This window comes from Lentzea sp. NPDC036949 (genome assembly GCF_055608075.1).
The window spans coordinates 1-23,116 of sequence record NZ_JBVJRA010000022.1 but is presented as its reverse complement, the minus strand read 5'-3'; the positions used below and the strand labels follow the sequence as shown (position 1 = coordinate 23,116).

The window sequence follows — 23,116 nt, the reverse complement described above, 5'->3', positions numbered from 1 at the left end:
TGGTTCGACCTCGGTTCGATCGGCGGTTGAGACAAACCGGTCACGGTGAACAGCGACATCACCCGCAACCCAACCCCGCGAGGAGGGCCACATGGCCTCAACTCCCGATGTCGCCAAGTCGGTGACGGTCGAGGCGACGATCGAGCAGGCGTTCGCGATCTTCGCCGGACGGCCGATCGAGTGGTGGCCGGAGTCGCACGTCTTCGTCAAGGACCGGCAGGCCATCACGATCGAGCCGTTCGTCGGCGGCCGCTACTTCGAGCGCGGCGCTGACGGCGAGGAGATCGCCTGGGGCACCATCACCGAGTGGGACCCGCCGAAGCGCCTCGTCATGACGTGGCGGGTCGGCCCCTACTGGCAGCCGATCTTCGAGGACGACAAGGCGTCGTTCATCAAGGTGGACTTCGAGGTCGTCGGCCCGGCCACGACGAAGGTCACGCTGACGCACGCCGACCTGCACCGCCACGGCGAGATCGCCGAGAGCATCCACAAGGCCCTCGACGGTCCGTCCCCCGGCGAGACGCTGGAGAAGTACGCCGGCGTCGTCGACCGCCACGTCCCCAAGGCGGCCTGAGGCACCCCGGCGCAGGAACGGAGAATGGCCGCCCCGCAGGTTCGGGGCGGCCATTCTCCGTTGTTCAGGCGCCCAGTTCGAGCGCCTCGGCGTGGGTGCGGTCGACGACGCTCTTGACGTCGACGATCCGGCCGAGCTGCTTGATGAGCTGGGCCGGCGTGCGGCCGGGTTGCAGGTCGACCACGACGTCGAGGCGCGACAGCTCACCGCGCTCGGCGGGGCCGAGGCTCAGCGACTCGACCTCGACGCCGCGGCTGGAGAACAGCACCACGATCCGGGCGAGCGCACCGGGGTCGTTGCGCAGCAGCAGGGACAGCGAATGTCTGGTCATCACTCTTCCTCGTCGAACAGGGGGCGGATTCCTCGTGCGGCCATGACCTCGTCGTTGCCGGTGCCGGCGGGCACCATCGGCCAGACCTGGGCGTCCTGCCCCACCACGAAGTCGATGACGACCGGCCGGTCCCGCACGGACATGGCCTCCAGGATGACGTCGTCCACTTCGGACTGCGTGGTGCAGCGGAGCCCGACGCAGCCCAGCGCCTCCGCCAGCTTGACGAAGTCGGGGTGCCGGTCGTGCGTGCCGAGCCGGGTGTTGGAGTACCGGCCCTCGTAGAACAGGGTCTGCCACTGCCGGACCATGCCGAGGTTGCCGTTGTTGATGATCGCGACCTTGATCGGGATGCCCTCGGCGGCGCAGGTGGCGAGCTCCTGGTTGGTCATCTGGAAGCAGCCGTCGCCGTCGATCGCCCACACCGTGCGGTCGGGCGCGCCGGTCTGCGCTCCCATGGCGGCGGGCACGGCGAACCCCATCGTGCCCGCGCCACCGGAGTTGATGAACGAGCCGGGGCGTTCGTAGCGCACGTACTGGGCGGCCCACATCTGGTGCTGGCCGACGCCCGAGGTGTAGATCGCCTCGGGGCCGGCGAGCGTGCTGAGCCGTTCGATGACGTACTGCGGTGCGAGCGCGCCGTCCTCGGGGTGGTCGTAGCCGAGCGGGTAGGTGGTGCGCAGGCCGTCGAGGTAGGCCCACCACTCGGTGAGGTCGGGGACGTGGGAGACGACCGCGTTGAGGGCGGCGAGCACGTCGCGGCAGTCACCGACGATGCCGACGTCGGCCTTGCGGTTCTTGGAGATCTCGGCCGGGTCGATGTCGGCGTGCACCACCGCGGCGTGCGGGGCGAAGTGCGGCAGCGACCCGGTGACCCGGTCGTCGAACCGGGTCCCGAGCGCGATCAGCAGGTCGGCCCGCTGGAGGGCGGCGACGGCGGGCACCGTGCCGTGCATGCCCGGCATCCCCAGGTGCTGGCGGTGCGAGTCGGGGAACGCGCCGCGCGCCATCAGCGTGGTGACGACCGGGATGCCGGTGGAGTTCGCGAGCTTGAGCAGCTCCGCCGCGGCACCGGAGCGGACCACTCCCCCGCCCACGTAGAACACCGGGCGCTTCGACGTGCCCATGAGCTGGGCGGCGGTGCGGACCTGCACCGGCGAGAGCGCCGGGCGGGACTGCGCGACGGGCTTGGGCGGGGTGTAGGTGGTGGTGGCGGCCAGCACGTCCTTGGGCAGGTCCACCAGCACCGGTCCCGGCCGTCCGGTGGCGGCGAGCCGGAACGCCTCGGCCACCACCCGCGGGATGTCGGCCGGGTCGTGCACCTGGAAGCTGTGCTTGGTGATCGGCAGCGTGATGCTGCGGATGTCCGCCTCCTGGAAGGCGTCCGTGCCGATCACCGACCGGCTGACCTGGCCGGTGATCGCCACGATCGGCACGGAGTCCATGTAGGCGTCCGCGATCGGCGTGACCAGGTTCGTCGCCCCCGGACCCGACGTCGCCATGCACACCCCGACCCGCCCGGTGGCCTGCGCGTACCCCTGCGCGGCGTGCCCGGCGCCCTGCTCGTGCCGCACCAGCACGTGCCGGATCTTCGAGTCGAACAGCGGGTCGTACGCGGGCAGGATCGCCCCACCGGGCATCCCGAAGATCACCTCGCAGCCCACGTCCTCAAGCGCTTTGATCAACGCACCTGCACCGGTGGTCTCCACGATGTGCTCCCGACGGGGGTTCAGCCCGCGAGCTGACGCTCCAGCTGGCGAGGGGACAGGGGCTTGTCGAGCGACGGTTCGGAGCTCAGGATCGCCCGCTGCAACTGACGCAGCCTTTCGGACGGCTCAAGCCCGAGCTCCTCGATGAGCGTGTCCCGCAGCGCCTGGTAGGCCTCCAGCGACTTCCACTGCCGGCCGGCCCGGTAGAGCGCGAGCATGTACTGCGCGCACAGGTTCTCGTGCATGGGGTGCTGCGCGGTGAGCACGGACAGCTCGCTCAGCAGCGACTGGTGCTTGCCCAGCTGCAGGTCGGCCTCGATGCGCGTCTCCAGCACGCCCAGGCGGCTCTCCTGCAGGCGGGTGACCTCCATGCCCAGCCGCACGCCGATCTGCACGTCCACGAGCACCGGGCCGCGCCACACGTCGGCGGCGTTGCGCAGCAGCCGGGAGGCGGACTCCAGGTCACCGATCTCGAACGCGCGCTGACCCGCGGTGGCGAGCCGCTCGTAGCTGCGGACGTCCACGGCCTCCGGCGGCACGTCCAGCATGTAGCCGCCGTACCGGGTGACCAGGACGTTCTTCGCGACACCGGGACCCTCGCCCGGCATGGCCGCCTCGATGCGCCGCCGCACCTGCAGCACGTAGGTCTGCAGCGTGGTGAGCGCGCTGCGCGGCGGTGTCATCCCCCAGAGCTCTTCGATCAACGTCGGGACCGTGACGACGTGCCCGGCCTGCAGGCCCAGCAGCGAGAGCACCTGACGGGGCTTCACCGCGCTCGGCGCGATCGAGACGCCGTTCTCCCGTGCCTCCAGCGGTCCCAGAACCTTGATCTCCATTGGATCCTCCCCTGACAGCGGCGGTCGACTTGGTCGTGCCACCAAGTTCACCTGGGCGGGGCTATCGCACGCCACGTATCCCGCCACGACTCTCGGATGGCGAACTACTGCGGCCGGCGTGAAAAATTCATATGCTCAAACGAACCCAAACAGATCCGTCCGGTAAGCACGCGAACACATGCGGTGACTGTTGCCGAAAATACTGGTCCTTTCGCGTGAAATTGAGCTGCGAGTCAATGCGGAACAACGATCTGCACCGATACAGTAAGTCAGACCTGACTGCTCTGGTCTGTCTAGTATTCGGGCCTGAGCGCACGTCGTGATCACGAGAGTGCTGCGTCTGCTCTTGGGCGGTTTGCTCTTGGGGGGCACGTTGATTGCATCGCCTGCGATACCGAGATACCGCGCGGTCATCGTCGCCCTGTTCGCCGGTGTCTGCCTGACGGACCTGACCCGCGCTCTGCTGCTCGCCGGCGACACCCCCGAATTGGTGGTCTCGGCCATTGATTTCTCACTGCTCGTCGTACTGCAACTGACCTATTTCGGGCAGCTGTCGGTACTCCGCAGGCACCTGGTGCTGGCCGCGCAGGCCCTGCTGCTGGTGCTGCCGCACGTCGCGTTCGGGCATTCCTGGGCGGGCGTGGCAGGCCTGGTGGCGGGCAACGCCCTGGTCGTGCTGCGCCCGTTCTTCGGCTGGTCGCTGTTCATCCTGACCGTGATCGCCACCGGTCTCGCCCAGGCAGCGCACGGCGAGGCCATGATGGCCACCGCTGCGACCGCGTTGCTGCTGGCAGGCCTGGCCACGGGTTTCGCGACGCACCGCCCGGCCCCCGCCGCCCCCGTCGCGGCACCCCCGGACCCGCTGCCCCTGGACGCGGTCGACACCACCGTCGCCGCCGTGGCCGCCGAACGCCTCCGCGTGGCCCGCGACCTGCACGACCTGCTCGGCTACAGCCTCAGCGCGATCAAGCTGAAGAGCGAGCTCGCGCACCGCATCGTCGCCGACAGCCCCGACCACGCCAAGCAGCACATCAGCGAGATCCTCACCATCACCCACCACGCCCTGGCCGACGTCCGTTCCCTGGCCCGCGCCTACCGTCCGCTCTCGCTCGCGGACATCTCGAACTCCGCCAAGGCGATGCTCGCGGCCTCCGACATCGACGTCCGCGTCGAGCTCGACCACGACCCGCTGCCCGAGGCCATCGAGACCGTGCTGTCCGCGGTGCTCTGCGAGGCCGTGACGAACGTCCTGCGCCACAGCGACGCCAGCACCTGCACCATCGGCGTCCACCAGCGCGGCAGCACGGTCCTGCTCGACGTCGTCAACGACGGCGCCGCCGTCCGCTCCACCTCGCTCGACTGCAACGGCGTCCGCAACCAGGCCGAACGCGTCCAAGCCGCCGGCGGCACCTTCACCGCCCGCCACACCGGCGACGGCTCGTTCCACGTGCACGCCGCGATCCCGTGCGTCCCGGCCCGCGCCAACGCACACCCTCAGGTGTAGCTACACCGATATATCAGTTGCGCCCAGCTCTCCAGCCGCGCTCCTCACACCCCTCCGACCTGCCCCTTTGCAACGACTCGTTTGCGGACGTCGTCCAAAGACTCGTTGCAAAGTTGCTCAACCGCCAGGTAGCTCACCGCCGGCAGCTCGCCTCAGATAGCTCGCGTCAGACAGCTACCCCTTTGCAACTGGTCTTTTGCGGACGTCGTCCAAAGAGTCATTGCAAAGGGTGAGCTGTCAGAGCGGGTCCGGTCAGAACCAGCCGGACTTGCGGGCGATGCGAACGGCGTCGACCCGGTTGCGGGCGTCGAGCTTGGCCGTCGCGGCCGTCAGGTAGTTGCGCACGGTGCCGACGGACAGGAACAGCGTCGTGGCTATCTCCATGGCGTCGGCGCCGTCGGAGGCGAGCCGCAGCACCTCGAGCTCTCGCGGCGTGAGCGGGCACTCGTCGGTGTCCCACGCCGAGAGCGCGAGCTGCGAGTCGATCACCCTGCGGCCTACGGAGACGCCGCGGATGGCGTCCGCGAGCTCGCTGACGGGAGCGTCCTTGAGGATGAAACCGTTGACGCGGGCGTTCAACGCGCGGCGCAGCGTTCCCGGCCGGCCGAGGCTCGTGAGAATCAGCGTCCGGGTGTCGGGGGCGGTGTCGTGGATGACGGTGGCGGCGGAAAGGCCGTCCATGCCGGGGAGGTCGATGTCGAGCACCGCGACGTCCGGTTTGTTCTTCTCCACCGCCGCGATGATTTCGTCACCGGTCGCGACGGACGCGACGACCTCAATATCCGGTTCGAGGTTCAACAAAGCGACCAAAGCGCCCCGGACCATTTGCACGTCCTCGGCGAGCAGCACTCTGATCATCCGACCCCCTAGTTGCCCCCAGGTCACCATTTCGAGTTTTACACTCGGTGACCATGCAGGACAAGCATCGGGACCCATTGCGGCCAGCGTTACTCCGAATGCGCTATGAGCAATTAATATTGCCAATCGCCAGATGACCGCGGGTCACCGGACGCTCACTCCTTGCTCGGTTTCCGAAACGCGAACCGGTCCGCTCGAGTGGCACCCGAGCGGACCGGTGGAGCATGCACCTCGCGAAGATCAGCGCGTTTCGCCCCACCGCTCCAGCAGTTCGAGTCCGCCGTCAACGGTGATGACTTGACCCTGAATCCAGGAGGCCTCGTCGGTGCACAGCAATGCGACCGCGTTCGCGATGTCCTCCGGCAGGGTCACCCGCCCGGACGGGCTCTTGATGGCGAGCCGGTCGACCAGGTCGGGGTCGATGTTCATGGGGCCGTTGTCGACGACGGTGGTGACGACGGCGTTGACGGCCACCCGGTACCAGGCCATCTCCAGGGCGAGTGTGCGGATCACGCCGTGCACCGGTGTCACGGTGTAGCCGGCGACGACCACCCGCCCGCCGTCGACGAAGGCCTTGGCCAGCGGCTCCACGACGTTGAGCAACGGCGTGAGGTCGGGCGAGACGGCGTGGTGCACGAACACGTCGAGCTGACCTCGCTCCTCCTTGACCCGGTCGAGGAGCAGGCGCACCGAGTGCTCGTCGGTGATGTCCAGCTGGGTGACCGTCACCGAGCCGGGCTTGCCCGCGAGCACGAGCTTCGCGCGCTCCAGGTCGACGTCGTCGGCAGAGGTCGTGAGGATGACGTGGGCGCCGTTGTCGCAGAGCTTGCTCGCGATGGCGAGACCGAGCCCGTGGGTCCCCGCCGTCACCAGCGCTAGCTTGCCGTCGAGTCCCAGGCGCGTGTTGACCGGTTCGATCATGATGCTGACCACCTCGTTGTCCGCGTGGTGATCGACGTTGCGCCGGGCCGCTAGGGCGGAACTCGACTACTTCTTGCGCAGTCCCTCCAGTACCCGCAGGATCGCGCTTTCGACCTCGCGGCCCGTGCGCTTCGGGTCGGACGAGCTGGCGATGGTGCTCGCGCCCGCGGACAGCGCCCCGAACAGCAGCCGCGCCATGATCTCCACCGGCGCCTCCTCGATCTCACCGGCGTCCACGAGCAGCTGCACGGCGGTGCGCAGCAGGCCGAAGCTGAAGTGCTCCTCCGCCTCGCGCCAGCGTTCCCAGCCCATCACCACCGGCGCTTCGTGCACGATGATCCGCTGGTATTCGGGGTCGAGGCACTTGCGGACGTAGGCGCGCAACCCGGCGACCGCGATGTCCCACGGTTCGCCCTCGCCGGTCACCAGAGCCGCCAGCGGCTCGATCGACTTCGTCTCGACCTGCGCGAACGCCGCCTCGAACAACGCCTGCTTGCCGCTGAAGTGGTGGTAAAGCGCGCCTTTCGTCACACGTGCGCGTTTGACGACCTCGTCGAGTGACGTGCCGGCGTAGCCGCGTTTGGTGAACAGGTCGACCGCGCTGTCGACCAGCGCCTGCCTGGTCGACTCCGAGTACTCGGCCCGTCGGTTTCGCACGGACGAAACGTAGCTCACATACCGGCGGTACGTACCGGTGGTATGGTCGTGTCATACCGAAGGTATGCGAGAAACCGGGGGTACGAACCATGGCCTGGGCCGATCACTACCGACGCCGCGACGCGCTCGACGCCGTGCTGCACGACGCCCGTCGCGACCCGTCCGCGCCGCTCATCGTGGATCCGGACGTGTTCTCCTCGCTCGACGAACTGCTGCTGGCGCTCGACCACCGCTGGCACAACAAGCTGACCGCGCGCATGGAGGCCGCCGCGCTCGACGGCCCCGTCGACGAGGACCGGGTGACCGCGGAGCTCGCGGCCGACGAGCCGGTGTTGCGAGCGGTACTCGACGCCCACCTTCCGCTCGGCAGTTACCGGGCGGTAGGAATGACCCCATGAGTCGTTGGACCGACGCGGACATCCCTGACCAGACCGGCCGCACCGTGCTGGTGACCGGTGCGAACTCAGGTCTCGGCCTGCGCACCGCCCAGGTGCTGGCGGACAAAGGCGCCCACGTGCTGATGGGCTGCCGCTCCACCGAACGCGGTGAGGCGGCCCGGCGCCAGGTCAGGGGGTCCGCCGAGGTCCTCCCGCTCGACCTCGCCGACCTGGCCTCCGTCCGCGCCGCGGCCGACCGGGTCGGCACGCTCGACGTCCTGGTCAACAACGCCGGCATCATGGCCGTCCCGCTCGGCCGGACGGCCGACGGCTTCGAGCGCCAGTTCGGCACCAACCACCTCGGCCACGCGGCCCTGACGTTCCTGCTGCTCCCCGTGCTGCGGCAACGGCCAGGCGCGCGGGTGGTGACCGTGGCGTCGATCATGCACAAGTACGGCCGCATGAACTTCGACGACCCGAACTGGGAACACCGCTCGTACCACGCCGCCGCCGCGTACTCCCAGTCGAAGCTCGCCAACATCCTGTTCGCACGCGAGCTGGACCGCCGCTGCCCGGATGTGGCGTCGATCGGCGCGCACCCCGGCATGACGGCCACCGAGCTGACCAACAACATGGCCAGCGCGCACAGGTCGTCGGTGATGCGCCTCGGCGGCCGCCTGAGCCACCTGTTCTCGCAGTCGGTGGAGATGGGCGCGCTGCCGCAGCTCTACGCGGCGACCTCACCGGACGCGCACGGCGGCCTCTACTACGGGCCAGGCGGTTTCAACGGCCTGCGCGGCCACCCCGCGATCGCCGGGATGACCCCGGCGGCTCGCGACGACCTCGCCGCGAGCCGCCTCTGGGACCTCACCGTCAAGCTGACCGGAATCACCCCCGACCTGCCGTAGGCGGGAAGGGCCGGGCCGGTGCCCCCGCTTGGGGGGAGTCGGAGGACACCGGCTACCCGGTCGTCACCTCCGGGCGAGGAACAGTCTCGGCGCGGCGCGTTGTTCATGGTCGGCACGACTCGCGTGAACAACAGATCGTGAACAACGAGGCTGCTCCACCCGGCGTCCGGCACGGCGTCCCACCGTCGGACGTGCGTGACGCCGGACACGCGGGGGCGCAGCGTAGGGTGAGGTGGTGACTGTGGTACCAGAGGGTCGGAAGCTGCTGCGGCTCGAGGTCCGCAACAGCCAGACGCCGATCGAGAAGAAGCCGTCTTGGATCAAGACGCGCGCGAAGATGGGCCCCGAATACCGGGAGCTCAAAGGTCTGGTCAAACGCGAAGGCCTCCACACGGTCTGCGAAGAGGCCGGCTGTCCCAACATCTACGAGTGCTGGGAAGACCGCGAGGCCACGTTCCTGATCGGCGGCGAGCAGTGCACGCGGCGCTGCGACTTCTGCCAGATCGACACCGGCAAGCCCGCCGACCTCGACCGCGACGAGCCCCGCCGCGTCGCCGAGTCGGTCCAGGCGATGGGCCTGCGCTACTCCACGGTCACCGGCGTCGCGCGCGACGACCTGGCCGACGGCGGCGCGTGGCTGTACGCCGAGACCGTCCGCCAGATCCACGAGATGAACCCCGGCACGGGCGTCGAGCTGCTGATCCCGGACTTCAACGCGGTCCCGGAGCAGCTGACCGAGGTCTTCGAGTCCCGTCCCGAGGTGCTCGCGCACAACCTGGAGACGGTGCCGCGGATCTTCAAGCGCATCCGTCCCGCGTTCCGCTACGAGCGCTCCCTCGAGGTGATCACGAAGGCCCGCGAGTTCGGCCTGGTCACGAAGTCGAACCTGATCCTCGGCATGGGCGAGACGCCGGAGGAGGTCACCGAGGCGCTCGCCGACCTGCACGACGCGGGCTGCGACATCATCACCATCACCCAGTACCTGCGCCCGTCGCCGCGGCACCACCCGGTGGAGCGCTGGGTGAAGCCCGAGGAGTTCGTCCAGCACAAGGAGACGGCCGAGGAGATCGGCTTCCTCGGTGTGATGGCCGGACCGCTGGTCCGCTCCTCCTACCGCGCCGGCCGCCTGTACGCGCAGGCCAAGCAGAAGCGCGGCGAAGAGCTGCCGGAGAACCTCCAGCACCTGCTCACCGTGTCGGCCTCGCAGGAGATCACGAGCCTGCTCGCGCCCCGCTGACCCTCAGCTCCACGACGACAGCGCCCAACTGATATATCGGCAGCTCACGCCGATGTACCGGTTGGGCGCTGTTGTTCGCTGACCCCTTTGCAATGAGTCTTTTGCGGACGTCCGCAAACGTATTTTGCGTGCAGCTGATATATCGGTGAGCTTCGAGCTGGCCAGCCCAGGGGAGCTAGCTGAAGCGGACCTCGCCGACGACGACGCCGTCGAGCTCGCGGATGAAGTCGGCGCCGAACGCGCTCGACGGGGTGTGGGCGCCGGGGGCGACGCCGGCGACCTTGCCGATGGCGCGCAGCACGGAGTCGGCGGTGAGGCTGTAGGCGTTCGGGGTGGTGAGGGCGCAGTCGACCTTGGTGGAGGCGTCCCAGGCCTCACCGAACACCTCGGCGCGGGTGGTGGCGCGCTTGTGTTCGTCGGGGCCCTTGACCTTGGCGGCGACGGTCTTGGCGGCGTTCTGCACGAACGGCGCCTGCAGGATCGGGGCGAACACCTTCTGCAGCCGCCCCAGCGCGCCGGGCACGAGGGTGAACGTCGTGATGTTCGGGATGCCGGTCGAGCGGTGGGCGGTGCTCACGTCGCCCCACGGGATGCTGCCGACCTCGCGCGGGCCGGAGCGGAAGTAGGCGGTGCGCCTGCGGTGTCCGATGCGGACGCTCTTCAACGCACCGTTCTCGCGGATGCGGCCACCGACCGCGGCGGCCTCGACGGAGGTCTTCGTGGTGCCCGCGCTCGCTCCCCCGCCGACGACGAACGCGAGGTCGAGGTGGGTCGCGGTCGGCAGGGCGTTCTTCAGGATCGCGGCCACGCAGTCGGTGGGGACGACGTCGAAACCGGCGCCGGGGAGCAGCACGATGCCGGCCTTGCGCGCGTCGGCGTCGCGTAGGGCGATGGACTCGAAGACGTCGATCTCACCGGTGATGTCGAGGTAGTGCGTGCCGGTCTTGAGGCACGCGTCGACCATGGCGGTCGCGGTGTGGGCGAACGGGCCCGCGCAGTGCACGACGGCGTCGACGTCCTCCAGGTGCGCGCGGGCCTGCGAGAGGTCGAACGCGCGGTGCTCCAGGCCGAGGGCGGCGGCGATCGGCTCGACCTTCTCGGCGGAGCGGCCCGCGAGGACCGGTCGTTCGCCGCGCTTGACGGCGAGCTCGGCGATGAGCCGGCCGGTGTACCCGTTGGCTCCGTAGACCATCCACGTCATGCCGCGACCTTACCGGCGAGTAGCGTCGCGGGAAGCGACCAAAGAGCCGATCAGCAGCACGGCGCCCACGCCGATGACGGGCAATGCCCAGTACAGCCGACGCAGGCGCAGGTCACCGCAGATGTCCACATAGGCCGATCCCATCGCGGCGGCGGCCGACTCGTCGAAGCCGATGCCCAGGCCGTTGCCGCACTGCACGAGCGCACCGCTCGGCGACTCGACGGCCAGCGCCACGAACAAGATCGCGCTCCCACCCAGGAGGAACGCAAGACCGACCACGACGGCGAACGTGCGCAGTGACATGAGGGGAAGCTACGTCCCGGTTGGACGCGGGGATAGCCCTGGTCAGCCGCATTGGGGGTTGGTCCCCTAATCCCCCGCTGAACGCTGTCGCGGCTCTCGCACGCCCCGTTACGACGAAGAACCCGTTGCGCTGCTCCACTCGGCCAGACCGGTGTCCGTCCCGTGTGGACCGCCGAACACGACGGGAAGCTCACGGACGCTGACCATGATGTCGTTGTGCGTCACGGCCGGCGGCCCGTCGCCGGCGAACCGGGCGCGCGGGAACCGTGCGGTGAGCTGCCGCAGCACGGTCTCGGTCTCCAGCCGCGCCAGCCCCGACCCCAGGCAGAAGTGCGGACCGTGACCGAACGACGCGTGCCCCGTCGCCGCCCGGTCGACCCGGTACCGCGCGGCGTCCTCGTGCGCGACCGGGCAGCGTCCGGCTGCGCCGAGGTTGATGAGCAGCAGCGTGCCCTCCGGCACCACCACACCGCCGATCTCGACCGGCTCGGTGGTGATCCGGTGCGTGGCGCTGCGGACCGGCGAGTTCTGCCGCAGCGTCTCCTCGACGAGCACCGGCACCAACTCGGGTTCGGCCGCGACCCGCTCCCACAGGCCGTGGTCGACCGCGTCGTGGATGACGTTGGTGATGAGACCCGCCGTCGTCTCGTGGCCCGCTACTACGAGGAGGAACGCCATCGCCATGAGCTCGTCGTGGGTCAACCGGTCGCCGTCGTCGTCAGCTGCGACCAACGCACCGAACAGCGAGCTTTCGTCCAGGCCGCTGCCGCTCAGCAGAGCGTGGAAGTAACCGCCCAGCGCGTCGCTGGCCGGCTGCGACACCTCCGGCTCCATCGACATCATCGTCTCGATCAACGTCCGCACGCGCGCACGGTCACCCTCGGGCACACCGAGCACCTCGCCGATGATGTGCAACGGCACCGGCACGGCGACCGCAGCGACGACGTCGACCTCCTCCCCCACCGGCAGCGCGCCGACGAGCTCCGCGGTGACCTGCTCCACGCGCGGGGCGAGCCGCTGCACCGCCGGCCAGGTGAACGCCTTGGCCGCGAGCCCGCGCAACCGGGCGTGCTTCGGGTTGTCGCTGTTGAGCATGCTCGGCCCGAACAGCCCCGCGAACTCGGTCTGGGTGCTGCCGAGCGCGGCGAGCTGGCGTTTCATCTCCCGCTGCAAGGCGTCGCTGTCCTTCGACAGCCGCCGGTCGGTCAGCAGCCTGCGGGTGAGCTCCAGCCCGACGGTGACGACCTGCAGGCGCACGCCGTTCGGCAGCGTCACCGGGTGCACGGGCCCGGACGCGCGCGCTTCGTCCTCGATGCGGTGGTGCTCACGAGCCCGCAGCTCGCCGCCGGTCAACAGGTTCGTCATGGCCTCTCCGTCTTCCCCGGACCCGCGGTCACCGCAGTGCGTCGAACACGCCGATCGTCTCCACCGCGGGCAGCCGCGGCGGCGAGGCGGCGATCGCCCTGCGCCCCAGCACCCAGTCGGGCAGGTGGTGCCGCAACGCCATCCGCCCCTCCGGCGTGATGTCGACCGGCGCGGCCATGCCGTGGTCGATCGCGCGGTCGGGCTTCACCCAGCTGATCCAGCCGCGCAGCCGCAGGACCTCCAGCGCCTCGGCGTCCCACTGCTTCGCGGGCCGGTGCTCCAGGTACCAGCTGGTGGCGCCGCGGTGCACACCACCCTGTTCGACCAGCGCGAGCAGCTTCACCTGCTCCTGCGTAACGGTGCCGAGGTCGGGCCGCGGCGTCTTGCCCCTGCGCTTCACGAGTCGTCGTCCTTCGGAGGTGGTGGGCCCAAACGTCCCCGACAGGCCGTAAAAGTACGGCACCGACCTGGCCGGTTCCAGATGCCACCACGATCGAAGTTGCGCCACCGGCAGAAGAACGGGGCGAGGTGCGTCAACGCACCTCGCCCCGTGTGAAATGGGCGCGACAGGGTTCGAACCTGCGACCGCTCGGGTGTAAACCGAGTGCTCTTCCGCTGAGCTACACGCCCGTGCCGCCCGCCGCCACCACGGCGCCGGACAGGTACATCATGCCTTCAAGGAGGCTACGGCCTTCTTCCAGCCTTCCTGATCGCGGGCCTCACCGGGGCCGTTGACCTCGGCGAAGCGCACCACACCCCCGGTGTCGACCAGGAACGTGCCCCGCAGCGCCATGCCGACCGCGTCGTTGAACACGCCGTAGGCCTGCGCGACGGCGCCGTGCGGCCAGAAGTCCGACAGCAGCGGGAAGGAGTAGCCCTCCTGCGTCGCCCAGGCCTTCAGGGCGAACACGCTGTCGACCGACACGCCGAGCACCTGGACGTTCTCGTCCTCGTAGGCCGCGATCTCGTCGCGCACCTGGCACAGCTCGCCGTGGCAGGTGCCGCTGAAGGCGAACGGGTAGAAGACCAGGAGCACGTTCTTCGAGCCGCGGAACGACGACAGCGTCACCGGCTGCTTGTTGTAGTCGTTGAGCGTGAAGTCCGGGGCTTGTGAACCGACCTCGACCGCCATGAAGGAAGACCTCTCCGGGTTGACACACGACTGAACCACGGACGGGTGACAACCGCCCGTGGGTCACAGCCTATGCGGGCCGTGCTCGAGTCAGCGCTTGGCCTTGGCGGACTTCGGCCACACCAGCCTCGTGCCGGCCCAGTCGTCGGCCACGCTGATGTTCGAGGTCTGCGAGAGGCCCGCAGTCCCGGAGGCGTCGGCGATGTCACTCGGCTCGACGTGGCCGGTACGGCCCGTCTTCGGGGTCAGCACCCAGATGATGCCGTCCTCTGCCAGGAGGTTGGTGGCTTCGAGCAAGGAGTCCACCAGGTCGCCATCGTCCTCCCGGAACCAGAGCAAGACGACGTTCACCGTCTCGTCGGCCTCCTCGTCGAGGATGTCGGCCCCGATCTGCTCTTCGACCGCTGCGCGGAGGGCGTCGTCGACGTCCTCGTCCCAGCCGATCTCCTGGACGACCATGCCCGATTCGATCCCGAGCTTCTCGGCGACGCCGATCTTGCCGGCGTCTTCCGCGGCGACCACGGTTTTCACTCCTCCAACTACGCAAGGGCGACAGCCCGTGAAGACTGTCGCCGGATGGTCCACTACACGGGACAGCGAACACTGTCGGCTACCCCCGGCGCAACTGTTGACCACGTGACACGCCGTGTGGGGGACCCCTGTGAAGGTGCTTAGACTGGCACCAGGCATGCTCTACATACCTCTTATCGCGCGCGCGTGAGCGACACGATCCAGAACTACCGATCAGTAGCGGTGACGAAGTCGTCGCGCAAGGACAACGATAGGAGCGCGTGGCACGGTTTTCCGGGCCAGCGCGTGTACCGCCAACGAAGCCGAGGAGACACCTTGAGCCCGCAGAACACAGGCCCCGAGCGGGTACGTGTCATTCGCGACGGCCTGGCAGCGCACCTGCCGGACATCGACCCCGAAGAGACGGCCGAGTGGCTCGAGTCGTTCGACGAGGTCCTCAAGGGTGGCGGACAGCAGCGCGCTCGGTACCTGATGCTGCGGCTGCTGGAGCGCGCGGGCGAGAACCAGGTCGGCATGCCCTCGCTGATCAGCACCGACTACGTCAACACCATCCCCACCGAGCGGGAGCCGTGGTTCCCCGGTGACGAGGAGGTGGAGCGCCGTTACCGCGCGTGGATCCGCTGGAACGCCGCGATGACCGTGCACCGCGCGCAGCGACCCGGCGTGGGTGTCGGTGGCCACATCTCGACGTACGCGTCCAGCGCGTCGCTCTACGAGGTCGGCTTCAACCACTTCTTCCGCGGCAAGAACCACCCCGGTGGCGGCGACCAGATCTTCATCCAGGGGCACGCCTCCCCCGGTGTCTACGCCCGCGCGTACCTGGAGGGGCGCCTGTCCGAGCACCAGCTCGACGGCTTCCGCCAGGAGTACTCGCACGCCGGTCCCGGTGGCGGCCTGCCGTCGTACCCGCACCCGCGGCTGATGCCGGACTTCTGGGAGTTCCCCACGGTCTCGATGGGCATCGGCCCGATGAACGCGATCTACCAGGCGCGGTTCAACCGCTACCTGCACGACCGCGGCTTCAAGGACACCTCCGACCAGCACGTGTGGGCGTTCCTCGGCGACGGTGAGATGGACGAGCCGGAGTCGCGCGGCCTGCTGCAGCTGGCGGCGAACGAGCAGCTCGACAACCTGACGTTCGTGGTCAACTGCAACCTGCAGCGCCTCGACGGCCCGGTGCGCGGCAACGGCAAGATCATCCAGGAGCTGGAGTCGTTCTTCCGCGGTGCCGGCTGGAACGTCATCAAGGTCGTGTGGGGCCGCGAGTGGGACGCGCTGCTGCACGCGGACCGCGACGGCGCGCTCGTGAACCTGATGAACAACACGCCCGACGGTGACTACCAGACCTACAAGGCGAACGACGGCGCGTACGTCAAGGAGCACTTCTTCGGCCGCGACCCGCGCACGAAGGCCCTCGTCGACGCCATGAGCGACGACGAGGTGTGGAACCTCAAGCGCGGCGGCCACGACTACCGCAAGGTCTACGCGGCGTACAAGGCGGCGACCGAGACCGTCGGCCAGCCGACCGTGATCCTCGCCAAGACCATCAAGGGCTACTCGCTCGGCCCGCACTTCGCGGCCCGCAACGCGACGCACCAGATGAAGAAGATGACCCTGCAGGACCTGAAGGGCTTCCGCGACAGCCTGCGCATCCCGATCACGGACGAGCAGCTCGAGGCCGACCCGTACCTGCCGCCGTACTACCACCCCGGGCAGGACTCGCCGGAGATCCAGTACATGCAGGAGCGCCGCCGTCAGCTGGGCGGGTTCGTGCCGGAGCGCCGCACGAAGTCCAAGGCGCTGGTGCTGCCGGGCGACAAGGTCTACGAGGGCGTGCGCCGCGGTTCCGGCAAGCAGGAGGTCGCCACGACGATGGCGTTCGTCCGGCTCGTCCGCGACCTCGCGAAGGACCCGGAGATCGGCCCGCGGATCGTGCCGATCATCCCGGACGAGGCACGAACGTTCGGCATGGACTCCATGTTCCCGACGCAGAAGATCTACAACCCGAACGGCCAGGCGTACACCTCGGTGGACGCCAACCTGATGCTCGCCTACAAGGAGTCCGAGCAGGGCCAGATCCTGCACGAGGGCATCAACGAGGCGGGTTCCACGGCGTCGTTCACGGCGGTCGGCACGTCCTACGCCACGCAGGGCGAGCCGATGATCCCGATCTACATCTTCTACTCGATGTTCGGCTTCCAGCGCACCGGTGACGGCCTGTGGGCGGCGGCGGACCAGATGGCGCGCGGCTTCGTGCTCGGTGCCACCGCGGGCCGCACGACGCTGACCGGTGAGGGCCTGCAGCACGCCGACGGCCACTCGCTGCTGCTGGCGCACACGAACCCGGCCGTGATCGCGTACGACCCGGCGTGGTCGTTCGAGGTGGCGCACATCGTCAAGGACGGTCTGCGCAGGATGTACGGCGAGAACGCCGAGAACATCTTCTACTACATGACGGTCTACAACGAGCCGTACGTGCAGCCGGCCGAGCCGGAGGGCCTGGACGTGGAGGGCCTGCTGCGGGGCCTCTACAAGTACCAGGACGGCCCGGCGACGCCCGGTCCGCGCGCGCAGATCCTCGGCTCCGGTGTGGGCCTGCCGTGGGCGCTCAAGGCCCAGCAGATGCTGTCCGACGACTGGGGCGTCTCCGCGGACGTGTGGTCCGCCACGTCGTACTCGGAGCTGCGCCGCGAGGCCGTGGAGACCGACCGCCACAACCTGCTGCACGTGGACGCCGAGCCGCGCGTGCCGTACGTGACGCAGGTGCTGAAGGACGTGCAGGGCCCGGTCATCGCGGTGTCCGACTGGGCGTCGGCGATCCCTGACCTGATCCGCCCGTACGTGCCGACCGACATGACGACGCTGGGCACGGACGGCTTCGGCTTCTCCGACACCCGCCCGGCCGCCCGCCGCCACTTCCTGGTGGACGCGGAGTCGGTCGTCGTCGCGACGCTGGCGGCGCTGGCCAAGCGCGGTGAGGTGGAGCGGTCGAAGGTCGTCGAGGCGGCGCGCAAGTACAAGATCGACGATGTGCAGGCGGCGGGGCCGTCCACGTCGGACGCGGGTCTCGCGTAGGTCTTCGTCCTCCGGAGGGCCGTTCCACTTCGCGTGGAACGGCCCTCCGGCCGTTTCAGCGCGACCGTGGCGACCGGAGCCGTCCCCGCCCACACGATCACCGCGAACGGGTGCGGCTGGAGATCCACGGGCCGCTCAGCGGCCGGCGTCCCCGCCTCCGTCGACGGCGTACTCGGTGAACCGGCCCGCGACCGTGAACCCGAGTCGGCGGTAGACCGGCTCGCCTTCCTCCGACGCCTGCAAGACGGCGATGCGGTACCCCTCGGCGCGTGCGGTGTGCAAGGCGGCCAGCGTGATCGCGCCGCCATAGCCGCGGCGGCGGTCCGTGGCGAGGGTGGCGATGTTGTAGACGCCGGCGACGCCCGCGTGCAGGAACACCTCCGCGGTGCAGACCGCCCGGCCGCCGACGTAGCCGACCAGGTAGCGGGCCTGACTGCGCAACGCGTGCGCGGCGGTGGCGGCGTAGAACTCGCGGACCGTGGCGGCGGGCGGGGTCCAGTTGGCGGCCAGGACGGTGGCGTAGTCGGCGAGCTCGGCCTCGGTGGTGACGCGGCGGAGGTCGAGGCCGTCGGCGTGGGGGTCGGGGAGGTCGTCCGGCAGTTCCGCCCACATCGCCGCCTCGGTCTCGGCCGCGGTCAGACCGGCCTGGGTGAGCAGGGTGGCGAGATCGGGTGGCGTGGTGGCGGGGCCGACCCACCAGGAGAACGGGCGGCCGGTCGCCTTCAGCGCCGCCACCGTCTCCGCGACGCGGGTGGCGGCGGTGGCCGGGGTGAAGCGGGCGGTGGCGACGATGTTGAACGTGTCGTCGGTCAGGCCGCTGTCGGCGACGAGGAGGTCGCCGGTCCGCGTCACGGTCGCGCCCGGCAGGTGGCGGTGGAGGTGGCAGGCGTGCTCGGCGAGGTTCTGCTCCGCGCTCGCCGTCAGGTCGGTGGTGAGCTCGCGCAACGGCCCGCCGTCGCCGTCGTGCCGCACCAAGACGAAGCTCGCTGATATATCGGATACCGCGGTGAGCTCGACGAGCTCGTCACGGACCGGGAGCAGGCGGTCGACGAGGAGTTGGACCTGCTCGTCGAGGCGTTCGGGGCCTCGGTGGACGAGCTTCCACACGTGGCGCCGCGGGAGGTCGTGCTCGGGTTGTTCGCTGTCGCGGACGAGCACCTCATCCGGTTCCAGGCCCAGCCGCCGGGTGATCTCGGCGGCGGGCACGGTGTCGCTCGTGAGGGCGAAGTAGCTGTACTGCTCGACTCGCACGACGGGCATCCGACCACGACGCAGCAGTAGCTCGCGACCGATATATCAGTTCACCGGCACGTCCCTGTTGCAAAAGACGTTTGCGGACGTCCGCAAACGTCTTTTGCAACAGGGTGAGTAACCGCTGGTCAGCGAGCTACTGGCACTGGGCGACGGGCTGGGCGGCGAACAGGGGCTGGTCGGCGCGGGCGTCGAGGAGCAACGGGATGAGCGCGCGGGCCTCCTGCTTCAGCGGCACGATGCGGTCGCCGCCGCGCAGGTACTGCGACTTGATGCCGTGCAGTTCGAGCTCGTCGCGGTACTCCGAGTACTGGGCGCCGGTCGCGACGTAGCCGCACGGCGGGGTGGCCAGCACGTCCGAGGGGTCCGGGGCCTGGTTGTCGGCGCCGCCGAAGTACACCGGCCCGGATCGCACGGCACGCGAGGCGGCGTTGGCGGACTCGATGGCCGAGCGGTTCTCGCGGACGAACGACCGGGTGCCGTCGAGGGCCTTCAGGTGCGAGTCGACGCGGAACGCCGGGGTGCCGTCGGCGTTCGTCTCGACGAGCAGGCCCATGCCGTGCTTGAGGCCGCCGGTGTTGCGCAGGATGCGTTCCTGGCCGTCGCCCGCGACCTGGCGGATCGGCTCACCGGTCACCGGGTCGACGTAGATGCCGTAGACACCGGAGGTGCGGCCGGCTGCCTCGACCGACGGGCGGACGTACGAGCGGGACAGCGTCTCGGACAGGTCGTGCACGCCGGGGGCGACGTTGAGGTTGCGCGGCCACAGCCAGAGGACGTCCTTCACGTAGTACGGCGCGGTCGGGCCGAACTCGTGCAGGTCGTGGATGACGTCGGGCTGGAAGTCGCGGATCACGGCGGCCATCGCGCGGGCCTCGGCGGTGCGCAGCAGCAGGTGGTCGCGGTTGACGTCGATGCCGGAGGAGTTGCCCCGCGTGTCGAGGGCGCGGCCGTCGGGGTTGGCGTTCGGGACGAACAGGTAGGTCACCGGGCCGGTGCGCGGCAGGGAGCGCATGCGGATGAGGCACGCCTCGCGGCCCGCCGGCTCGTCGCCGTGCTGGGAGCAGATGAACAGCACCACGGTGCGGGCCGAGGCGGGGCCGACCCGCACGAGCTGCACGGGACGGCCCTGCAGGGTGGTGCCGATCCGGGTGAGCGGCAGGCCCAGCGAGCGCAGGTAGGCCTGTTCCTCTGACTCGGTGGTCCACCTGCCGGTGAGCTCGAACCCGGTGCGCGGCTCAGGAGCCGCCGCGGCGGTGACCGGGACGGTGACCAGCAACGACAGTGCGGCGAGTAACGCGATCAGTCCCCTCATAGGGGAGACTTTGCCGCCTGTGTCAACCGGCGGGCGGTGCGGTTCCAGTCGATGAAACCGTGGACCACCAGGCCCGCGAAGATCACGTAGACGAACGCGCTGAAGTACAGGCCCGACTGGATCTGCAGCGGCACGCCGACCGCGTCGACCACCAGCCACACCAGCCAGAACTCCACCAGCCCCAGCCCCTGCAGCGCGAACGCGAGCACGGTGCCGACGAAGATCGCGGCGTCCGGCCACGGCGCCCACGAGGCGTCCAGCGCGTCCAGGAGCAGCGCGAATGCGACCGTGCCCACGACGAAGACGCCGGCGACGACACCGCGTTCGAGCCAGGAGCCCTTGCGCACCACGACGCCGAACACCGGGTCACGCCGGCGCACCCACGCGTACCAGCCGTAGAGCGCGATCAGCCCGACGACGACCTGCCGCGTGGCCAGCCCGCCCAGGTGCGAGGACAGGTAGACCGTGAACAGCAGCGCCACCGAGACGAGCTGAACCGGCCAGGTCAGGAGTGAACGGCGCTGCGCCAGGAAGACGACGGCGAGTGCCAGCACCTGCCCGACCAGCTCGGTGTACGCGATCTTCTGCCCGAAGATCGTCAGTCCCATCTCGTACCACACGGCTTGTTCCCCCGTGGTTCAGTCGCCGTATACCGGTGTTTCCTACCTTGCCACCATGTCATCCTCCTTAGCACTGGCGCTCGTGCCTTTGTTCCTCACTCCGGCCGCGACGCCCGTCATCACACCGACGGTGGTCACCCGGACGTTCGAGGAGCCCGCCGACGCGGACGACCCGGCCATCTGGGTGAACCCGCGCGACCCGGAACGCAGTGTGGTGCTGGGCACGCTCAAGGAAGGCGGCCTGGCGGCGTTCGACCTGAACGGCCGCACGATCGGCGTGAGCCCGGCACCGCTGCCGCCGGCGCCGGGGGCCAAGCCCGGCCGGTACAACAACGTCGACGTGCTCGGGAACCTCGCGTTCGTGAGCGACCGGGGCCGCGACGGCATCCGGGTGTTCCAAGTGGACGAACGCGGTGCGAGGGACGTCACGGACCCGGCGACCAGGCCGGTGTTCGCGAAGACCGAGGCCGAGGTCGAGGAGCAGCACACCGCCTACGGCCTCGCGGCGGGCCGGGTGCACGGCACGGACGTCGTCGTCACCAGCCGCCGCAACGAGACGAGCATCGCGCTGCTGCACGTCGTCAAGGGCGCGCGGTACGACACCCGCAAGGTGTCCACCCTGGAGCTGCCGGACACCTTCACCCTGCCCGACGGCACGCGCTGGACGGTCTGCGGCGAGCCCGGTGAGGGCCCGCAGGTCGAGGGCATGGTCGTCGACGAGGCCACCGGCACCCTCTACGCAGCCCAGGAGGACGTCGGGATCTGGCGCATCCCGTTGCGCGCCAACGGTTTCGGCACGCCGCAGCTCGTCGACAGGGTCCGCGCGTTCGGCGCGCCGCAGAAGTACGACCCGGTGACCGAGGAGTGCGTGGCCGACGGCCCGGACCCCGGCTTCGGCGGCAGGTGGCTCGAAGCCGACGCCGAGGGGCTCGCGATCGCCGGTGACGTGCTGCTCGCCTCCAGCCAGGGCGACTCCCGGTTCGTCGTGTACCGCAAAGCCGACATGAAGCCGCTCAAGGACTTCCGGGTCGAGGACGTCGAGCACTCCGACGGCGCCGACGTCGTGCTCGGCAAGCTGAACCTGCTCGTCGTCCACGACGGGGAACGCGAGAACGGCACCGGATTCGCCTTCGTCCGGCATAACCTGTCCCGATGGGGACTTTGAGCCAGGACGCGCTCAACAGGGCACTGATCGAACGCCAGCTGCTGCGCGAGCGCGCCGAGACGAGCGCGCTCGCCACGATCGAGCACCTCTTCGGCGTCCAGGCGCAGGAACCGAAGTCGCCCTACGTCGGCCTGTGGAGCAGGGTCGAGGATTTCCGGCCCGCCGAGCTCGAAGACCTGCTCACCGGTCGCCAGGCCGTCCGCATGCTGCTCATGCGCGGCACGATCCACCTGGTCAGCGCACGGGACGCGCTCGGACTGCGCCCGCTCACCCAGCTCAAGCTCGACCGCGAGCTGCAGAGCGGCCCGTTCGCGAAACGGCTGCGGGGCCTCGACTTCGACGAGATCGCCGAGGCCGGCCGTAAGATCCTCGACGACACCGCCATGGGCACCGCCGACGCCGGCAAGCTGCTGCAGGCGCGCTGGCCCGACCGCGAGCACACCGTCCTGGGCAACGTCCTGCGCAACAAGCTCGCCCTCGTCCAGGTCCCGCCCCGCGGCCTCTGGCACACCAGCGGGAGGGCGGTCTGCACGACCGTCGAGAACTGGCTCGGGCAGCCGCAGCGGGCCGTGCCGCGCACCGAGCTGGTCCTGCGCTACCTGCGGGCGTTCGGTCCGGCGACCGTCATGGACGCCCAGCAGTGGTCGGGAACCACCCGGCTCGGCGAGGTCTTCGACCAGCTGCGGCCACAGCTCGTGACGTTCCGCACCGAAGCGGGCAAGGAGCTCTTCGACCTGCCCGACGCCCCACGCCCCGGCGCGGACACCGAGCTGCCGGTGCGGTTCCTGCCCGAGTTCGACAACATCCTGCTCGCCCACGCCGACCGCCGCAGGGTCATCGCCGACGACCGGCTCGGCGTCGTCATCGGCGGCAAGCCCACCGTCCTCGTCGACGGCTACGTCGTCGCCACCTGGTCGATCGGCAAGGACCGCGGCGTCACCGTCGACTACCTCGACCGGATGCCGAAGAGCCGGCAGAAGGCGGTCGGCCAGGAGGCCGACCGCCTTCGCGACTGGCTGTGCTGACCCCCTTGACGAGAGCATCTGCAAGTACCACCAACACATGATCAAATCGCCGCCGACTACCACCAACCTGTTCGTCGTCTAACGAACCAGCCCTGTGTCCACGGGTGGCCGGCGGCGCTGTTGGCAGTAGAAAAGTGCTGGTTGATGTTGAGTTGGAAGCTTCTATGTCAAGCGGTGGCGGGTAGTTGGGTGTTTGTGCTGCTCATGTCGGTTTTGAGTGCTGT

The 23,116-nt window shown here is 69.5% G+C and carries 23 protein-coding genes and 1 tRNA gene; 8 read left to right on the top strand and 16 right to left on the bottom strand.

Features of this window, described 5'->3' with window-relative positions:
* The first annotated feature begins 91 nt into the window (after nt 1–91).
* Nucleotides 92–574 carry an SRPBCC domain-containing protein gene (locus ACZ7CD_RS36855; protein ID WP_360397301.1) on the top strand — a complete coding sequence of 161 codons (483 nt, stop codon included), beginning with the start codon at nt 92–94 and terminating at the stop codon, nt 572–574.
* Between the two features lie 64 nt (nt 575–638).
* On the opposite strand, the gene ilvN is transcribed toward ACZ7CD_RS36855, so the two are convergent.
* The 3 genes from ilvN to ACZ7CD_RS36840 are packed head-to-tail and all read right to left on the bottom strand — an operon-like array spanning nt 639 to nt 3,447.
* Nucleotides 639–905, bottom strand: coding sequence for an acetolactate synthase small subunit (ilvN, locus tag ACZ7CD_RS36850; RefSeq protein WP_470371838.1), 267 nt, complete (start codon nt 903–905; stop codon nt 639–641).
* Nucleotides 905–2,611 (bottom strand): acetolactate synthase large subunit, encoded by a 1,707-nt coding sequence (locus ACZ7CD_RS36845; protein ID WP_470371839.1) that lies wholly within the window; start codon nt 2,609–2,611, stop codon nt 905–907. Before ACZ7CD_RS36845 ends, ilvN begins: the two co-directional genes overlap by 1 nt.
* A 20-nt stretch (nt 2,612–2,631) precedes the next feature.
* Nucleotides 2,632–3,447 (bottom strand): AfsR/SARP family transcriptional regulator, encoded by an 816-nt coding sequence (locus tag ACZ7CD_RS36840; protein ID WP_360397297.1) that lies wholly within the window; start codon nt 3,445–3,447, stop codon nt 2,632–2,634.
* Between the two features lie 373 nt (nt 3,448–3,820).
* On the opposite strand from ACZ7CD_RS36840, the gene ACZ7CD_RS36835 reads away from it, so the two are divergent.
* Nucleotides 3,821–4,951: a sensor histidine kinase gene (locus tag ACZ7CD_RS36835; protein ID WP_470380708.1), complete on the top strand. Its 1,131-nt coding sequence runs from the start codon at nt 3,821–3,823 to the stop codon at nt 4,949–4,951.
* Nucleotides 4,952–5,203: 252 nt separating this feature from the next.
* Here the strand turns inward: ACZ7CD_RS36835 and ACZ7CD_RS36830 are convergent, their stop codons facing one another.
* From ACZ7CD_RS36830 to ACZ7CD_RS36820, 3 genes are all read right to left on the bottom strand, one after another.
* On the bottom strand, nt 5,204–5,809 hold the full coding sequence (locus ACZ7CD_RS36830) for a response regulator transcription factor (RefSeq protein ID WP_360397293.1): 606 nt from the start codon (nt 5,807–5,809) through the stop codon (nt 5,204–5,206).
* A gap of 240 nt (nt 5,810–6,049) precedes the next feature.
* Nucleotides 6,050–6,730, bottom strand: coding sequence for an SDR family NAD(P)-dependent oxidoreductase (locus tag ACZ7CD_RS36825; RefSeq protein WP_360397291.1), 681 nt, complete (start codon nt 6,728–6,730; stop codon nt 6,050–6,052).
* A gap of 66 nt (nt 6,731–6,796) precedes the next feature.
* Nucleotides 6,797–7,387 carry a TetR/AcrR family transcriptional regulator gene (locus ACZ7CD_RS36820; RefSeq protein WP_360397289.1) on the bottom strand — a complete coding sequence of 197 codons (591 nt, stop codon included), beginning with the start codon at nt 7,385–7,387 and terminating at the stop codon, nt 6,797–6,799.
* Nucleotides 7,388–7,476: 89 nt separating this feature from the next.
* On the opposite strand from ACZ7CD_RS36820, the gene ACZ7CD_RS36815 reads away from it, so the two are divergent.
* The 3 genes from ACZ7CD_RS36815 to lipA all read left to right on the top strand — a co-directional run bounded on the left by ACZ7CD_RS36815 (nt 7,477) and on the right by lipA (nt 9,909).
* Nucleotides 7,477–7,785, top strand: coding sequence for a hypothetical protein (locus ACZ7CD_RS36815; RefSeq protein ID WP_360397287.1), 309 nt, complete (start codon nt 7,477–7,479; stop codon nt 7,783–7,785).
* Nucleotides 7,782–8,672 carry an oxidoreductase gene (locus ACZ7CD_RS36810; protein WP_470371840.1) on the top strand — a complete coding sequence of 297 codons (891 nt, stop codon included), beginning with the start codon at nt 7,782–7,784 and terminating at the stop codon, nt 8,670–8,672. The genes ACZ7CD_RS36815 and ACZ7CD_RS36810 overlap by 4 nt, the downstream gene beginning before the upstream one ends.
* Before the next feature lie 235 nt (nt 8,673–8,907).
* Nucleotides 8,908–9,909 carry a lipoyl synthase gene (gene lipA / locus ACZ7CD_RS36805; RefSeq protein ID WP_360397283.1) on the top strand — a complete coding sequence of 334 codons (1,002 nt, stop codon included), beginning with the start codon at nt 8,908–8,910 and terminating at the stop codon, nt 9,907–9,909.
* Nucleotides 9,910–10,084: 175 nt separating this feature from the next.
* On the opposite strand, the gene ACZ7CD_RS36800 is transcribed toward lipA, so the two are convergent.
* The 7 genes from ACZ7CD_RS36800 to ACZ7CD_RS36770 form a co-directional block, all read right to left on the bottom strand.
* A complete protein-coding gene (locus ACZ7CD_RS36800) occupies nt 10,085–11,110 on the bottom strand; it encodes a saccharopine dehydrogenase family protein (RefSeq protein WP_470380707.1) in 1,026 nt (341 codons plus the stop codon).
* A 9-nt stretch (nt 11,111–11,119) separates the two neighbouring features.
* Entirely contained in the window at nt 11,120–11,413 is a 294-nt protein-coding gene (locus ACZ7CD_RS36795) for a hypothetical protein (RefSeq protein WP_360397279.1), read from the bottom strand.
* Nucleotides 11,414–11,521: 108 nt separating this feature from the next.
* A complete protein-coding gene (locus tag ACZ7CD_RS36790) occupies nt 11,522–12,778 on the bottom strand; it encodes a cytochrome P450 (protein WP_470380706.1) in 1,257 nt (418 codons plus the stop codon).
* 28 nt (nt 12,779–12,806) lie between these two features.
* Nucleotides 12,807–13,178 carry a hypothetical protein gene (locus ACZ7CD_RS36785; RefSeq protein ID WP_470380705.1) on the bottom strand — a complete coding sequence of 124 codons (372 nt, stop codon included), beginning with the start codon at nt 13,176–13,178 and terminating at the stop codon, nt 12,807–12,809.
* A gap of 158 nt (nt 13,179–13,336) precedes the next feature.
* Nucleotides 13,337–13,408 (bottom strand) — tRNA-Val (locus tag ACZ7CD_RS36780).
* A 37-nt stretch (nt 13,409–13,445) separates the two neighbouring features.
* Nucleotides 13,446–13,910 carry a peroxiredoxin gene (locus ACZ7CD_RS36775; RefSeq protein ID WP_360397273.1) on the bottom strand — a complete coding sequence of 155 codons (465 nt, stop codon included), beginning with the start codon at nt 13,908–13,910 and terminating at the stop codon, nt 13,446–13,448.
* Nucleotides 13,911–14,000: 90 nt separating this feature from the next.
* Entirely contained in the window at nt 14,001–14,432 is a 432-nt protein-coding gene (locus ACZ7CD_RS36770; protein WP_360397271.1) for a DUF3052 domain-containing protein, read from the bottom strand.
* 324 nt (nt 14,433–14,756) lie between these two features.
* On the opposite strand from ACZ7CD_RS36770, the gene aceE reads away from it, so the two are divergent.
* On the top strand, nt 14,757–17,516 hold the full coding sequence (aceE, locus tag ACZ7CD_RS36765; RefSeq protein WP_458433809.1) for a pyruvate dehydrogenase (acetyl-transferring), homodimeric type: 2,760 nt from the start codon (nt 14,757–14,759) through the stop codon (nt 17,514–17,516).
* Between the two features lie 135 nt (nt 17,517–17,651).
* On the opposite strand, the gene ACZ7CD_RS36760 is transcribed toward aceE, so the two are convergent.
* The 3 genes from ACZ7CD_RS36760 to pnuC all read right to left on the bottom strand — a co-directional run bounded on the left by ACZ7CD_RS36760 (nt 17,652) and on the right by pnuC (nt 20,690).
* On the bottom strand, nt 17,652–18,776 hold the full coding sequence (locus ACZ7CD_RS36760) for a DUF4279 domain-containing protein (protein ID WP_470380704.1): 1,125 nt from the start codon (nt 18,774–18,776) through the stop codon (nt 17,652–17,654).
* 127 nt (nt 18,777–18,903) lie between these two features.
* Nucleotides 18,904–20,082 carry a M14 family zinc carboxypeptidase gene (locus tag ACZ7CD_RS36755; protein ID WP_470380703.1) on the bottom strand — a complete coding sequence of 393 codons (1,179 nt, stop codon included), beginning with the start codon at nt 20,080–20,082 and terminating at the stop codon, nt 18,904–18,906.
* On the bottom strand, nt 20,079–20,690 hold the full coding sequence (gene pnuC, locus ACZ7CD_RS36750) for a nicotinamide riboside transporter PnuC (protein ID WP_360397452.1): 612 nt from the start codon (nt 20,688–20,690) through the stop codon (nt 20,079–20,081). Before pnuC ends, ACZ7CD_RS36755 begins: the two co-directional genes overlap by 4 nt.
* A gap of 67 nt (nt 20,691–20,757) precedes the next feature.
* Between pnuC and ACZ7CD_RS36745 the strand changes: the two genes are divergently transcribed.
* Both ACZ7CD_RS36745 and ACZ7CD_RS36740 read left to right on the top strand, forming a co-directional pair.
* Nucleotides 20,758–21,867 carry a phytase gene (locus tag ACZ7CD_RS36745; protein WP_470380702.1) on the top strand — a complete coding sequence of 370 codons (1,110 nt, stop codon included), beginning with the start codon at nt 20,758–20,760 and terminating at the stop codon, nt 21,865–21,867.
* Nucleotides 21,855–22,892, top strand: a complete 1,038-nt coding sequence (locus tag ACZ7CD_RS36740; RefSeq protein ID WP_470371846.1) for a winged helix DNA-binding domain-containing protein — start codon at nt 21,855–21,857, stop codon at nt 22,890–22,892. The genes ACZ7CD_RS36745 and ACZ7CD_RS36740 overlap by 13 nt, the downstream gene beginning before the upstream one ends.
* Nucleotides 22,893–23,116: the final 224 nt, after the last annotated feature.

What these genes read in the sequence shown, in the direction of transcription:
- ACZ7CD_RS36790 (WP_470380706.1), bottom strand. Translation starts at nt 12,778, where the DNA reads ATGACGAACCTGTTGACCGGCGGCGAGCTGCGGGCTCGTGAGCACCAC.
- ACZ7CD_RS36760 (WP_470380704.1), bottom strand. Translation starts at nt 18,776, where the DNA reads ATGCCCGTCGTGCGAGTCGAGCAGTACAGCTACTTCGCCCTCACGAGC.
- ACZ7CD_RS36800 (WP_470380707.1), bottom strand. Translation starts at nt 11,110, where the DNA reads ATGACGTGGATGGTCTACGGAGCCAACGGGTACACCGGCCGGCTCATC.
- ilvN (WP_470371838.1), bottom strand. Translation starts at nt 905, where the DNA reads ATGACCAGACATTCGCTGTCCCTGCTGCTGCGCAACGACCCCGGTGCG.
- ACZ7CD_RS36775 (WP_360397273.1), bottom strand. Translation starts at nt 13,910, where the DNA reads ATGGCGGTCGAGGTCGGTTCACAAGCCCCGGACTTCACGCTCAACGAC.
- ACZ7CD_RS36830 (WP_360397293.1), bottom strand. Translation starts at nt 5,809, where the DNA reads ATGATCAGAGTGCTGCTCGCCGAGGACGTGCAAATGGTCCGGGGCGCT.
- ACZ7CD_RS36745 (WP_470380702.1), top strand. Translation starts at nt 20,758, where the DNA reads ATGTCATCCTCCTTAGCACTGGCGCTCGTGCCTTTGTTCCTCACTCCG.
- ACZ7CD_RS36755 (WP_470380703.1), bottom strand. Translation starts at nt 20,082, where the DNA reads ATGAGGGGACTGATCGCGTTACTCGCCGCACTGTCGTTGCTGGTCACC.
- ACZ7CD_RS36740 (WP_470371846.1), top strand. Translation starts at nt 21,855, where the DNA reads ATGGGGACTTTGAGCCAGGACGCGCTCAACAGGGCACTGATCGAACGC.
- ACZ7CD_RS36855 (WP_360397301.1), top strand. Translation starts at nt 92, where the DNA reads ATGGCCTCAACTCCCGATGTCGCCAAGTCGGTGACGGTCGAGGCGACG.
- ACZ7CD_RS36810 (WP_470371840.1), top strand. Translation starts at nt 7,782, where the DNA reads ATGAGTCGTTGGACCGACGCGGACATCCCTGACCAGACCGGCCGCACC.
- ACZ7CD_RS36815 (WP_360397287.1), top strand. Translation starts at nt 7,477, where the DNA reads ATGGCCTGGGCCGATCACTACCGACGCCGCGACGCGCTCGACGCCGTG.
- ACZ7CD_RS36840 (WP_360397297.1), bottom strand. Translation starts at nt 3,447, where the DNA reads ATGGAGATCAAGGTTCTGGGACCGCTGGAGGCACGGGAGAACGGCGTC.
- ACZ7CD_RS36795 (WP_360397279.1), bottom strand. Translation starts at nt 11,413, where the DNA reads ATGTCACTGCGCACGTTCGCCGTCGTGGTCGGTCTTGCGTTCCTCCTG.
- pnuC (WP_360397452.1), bottom strand. Translation starts at nt 20,690, where the DNA reads ATGGGACTGACGATCTTCGGGCAGAAGATCGCGTACACCGAGCTGGTC.
- ACZ7CD_RS36825 (WP_360397291.1), bottom strand. Translation starts at nt 6,730, where the DNA reads ATGATCGAACCGGTCAACACGCGCCTGGGACTCGACGGCAAGCTAGCG.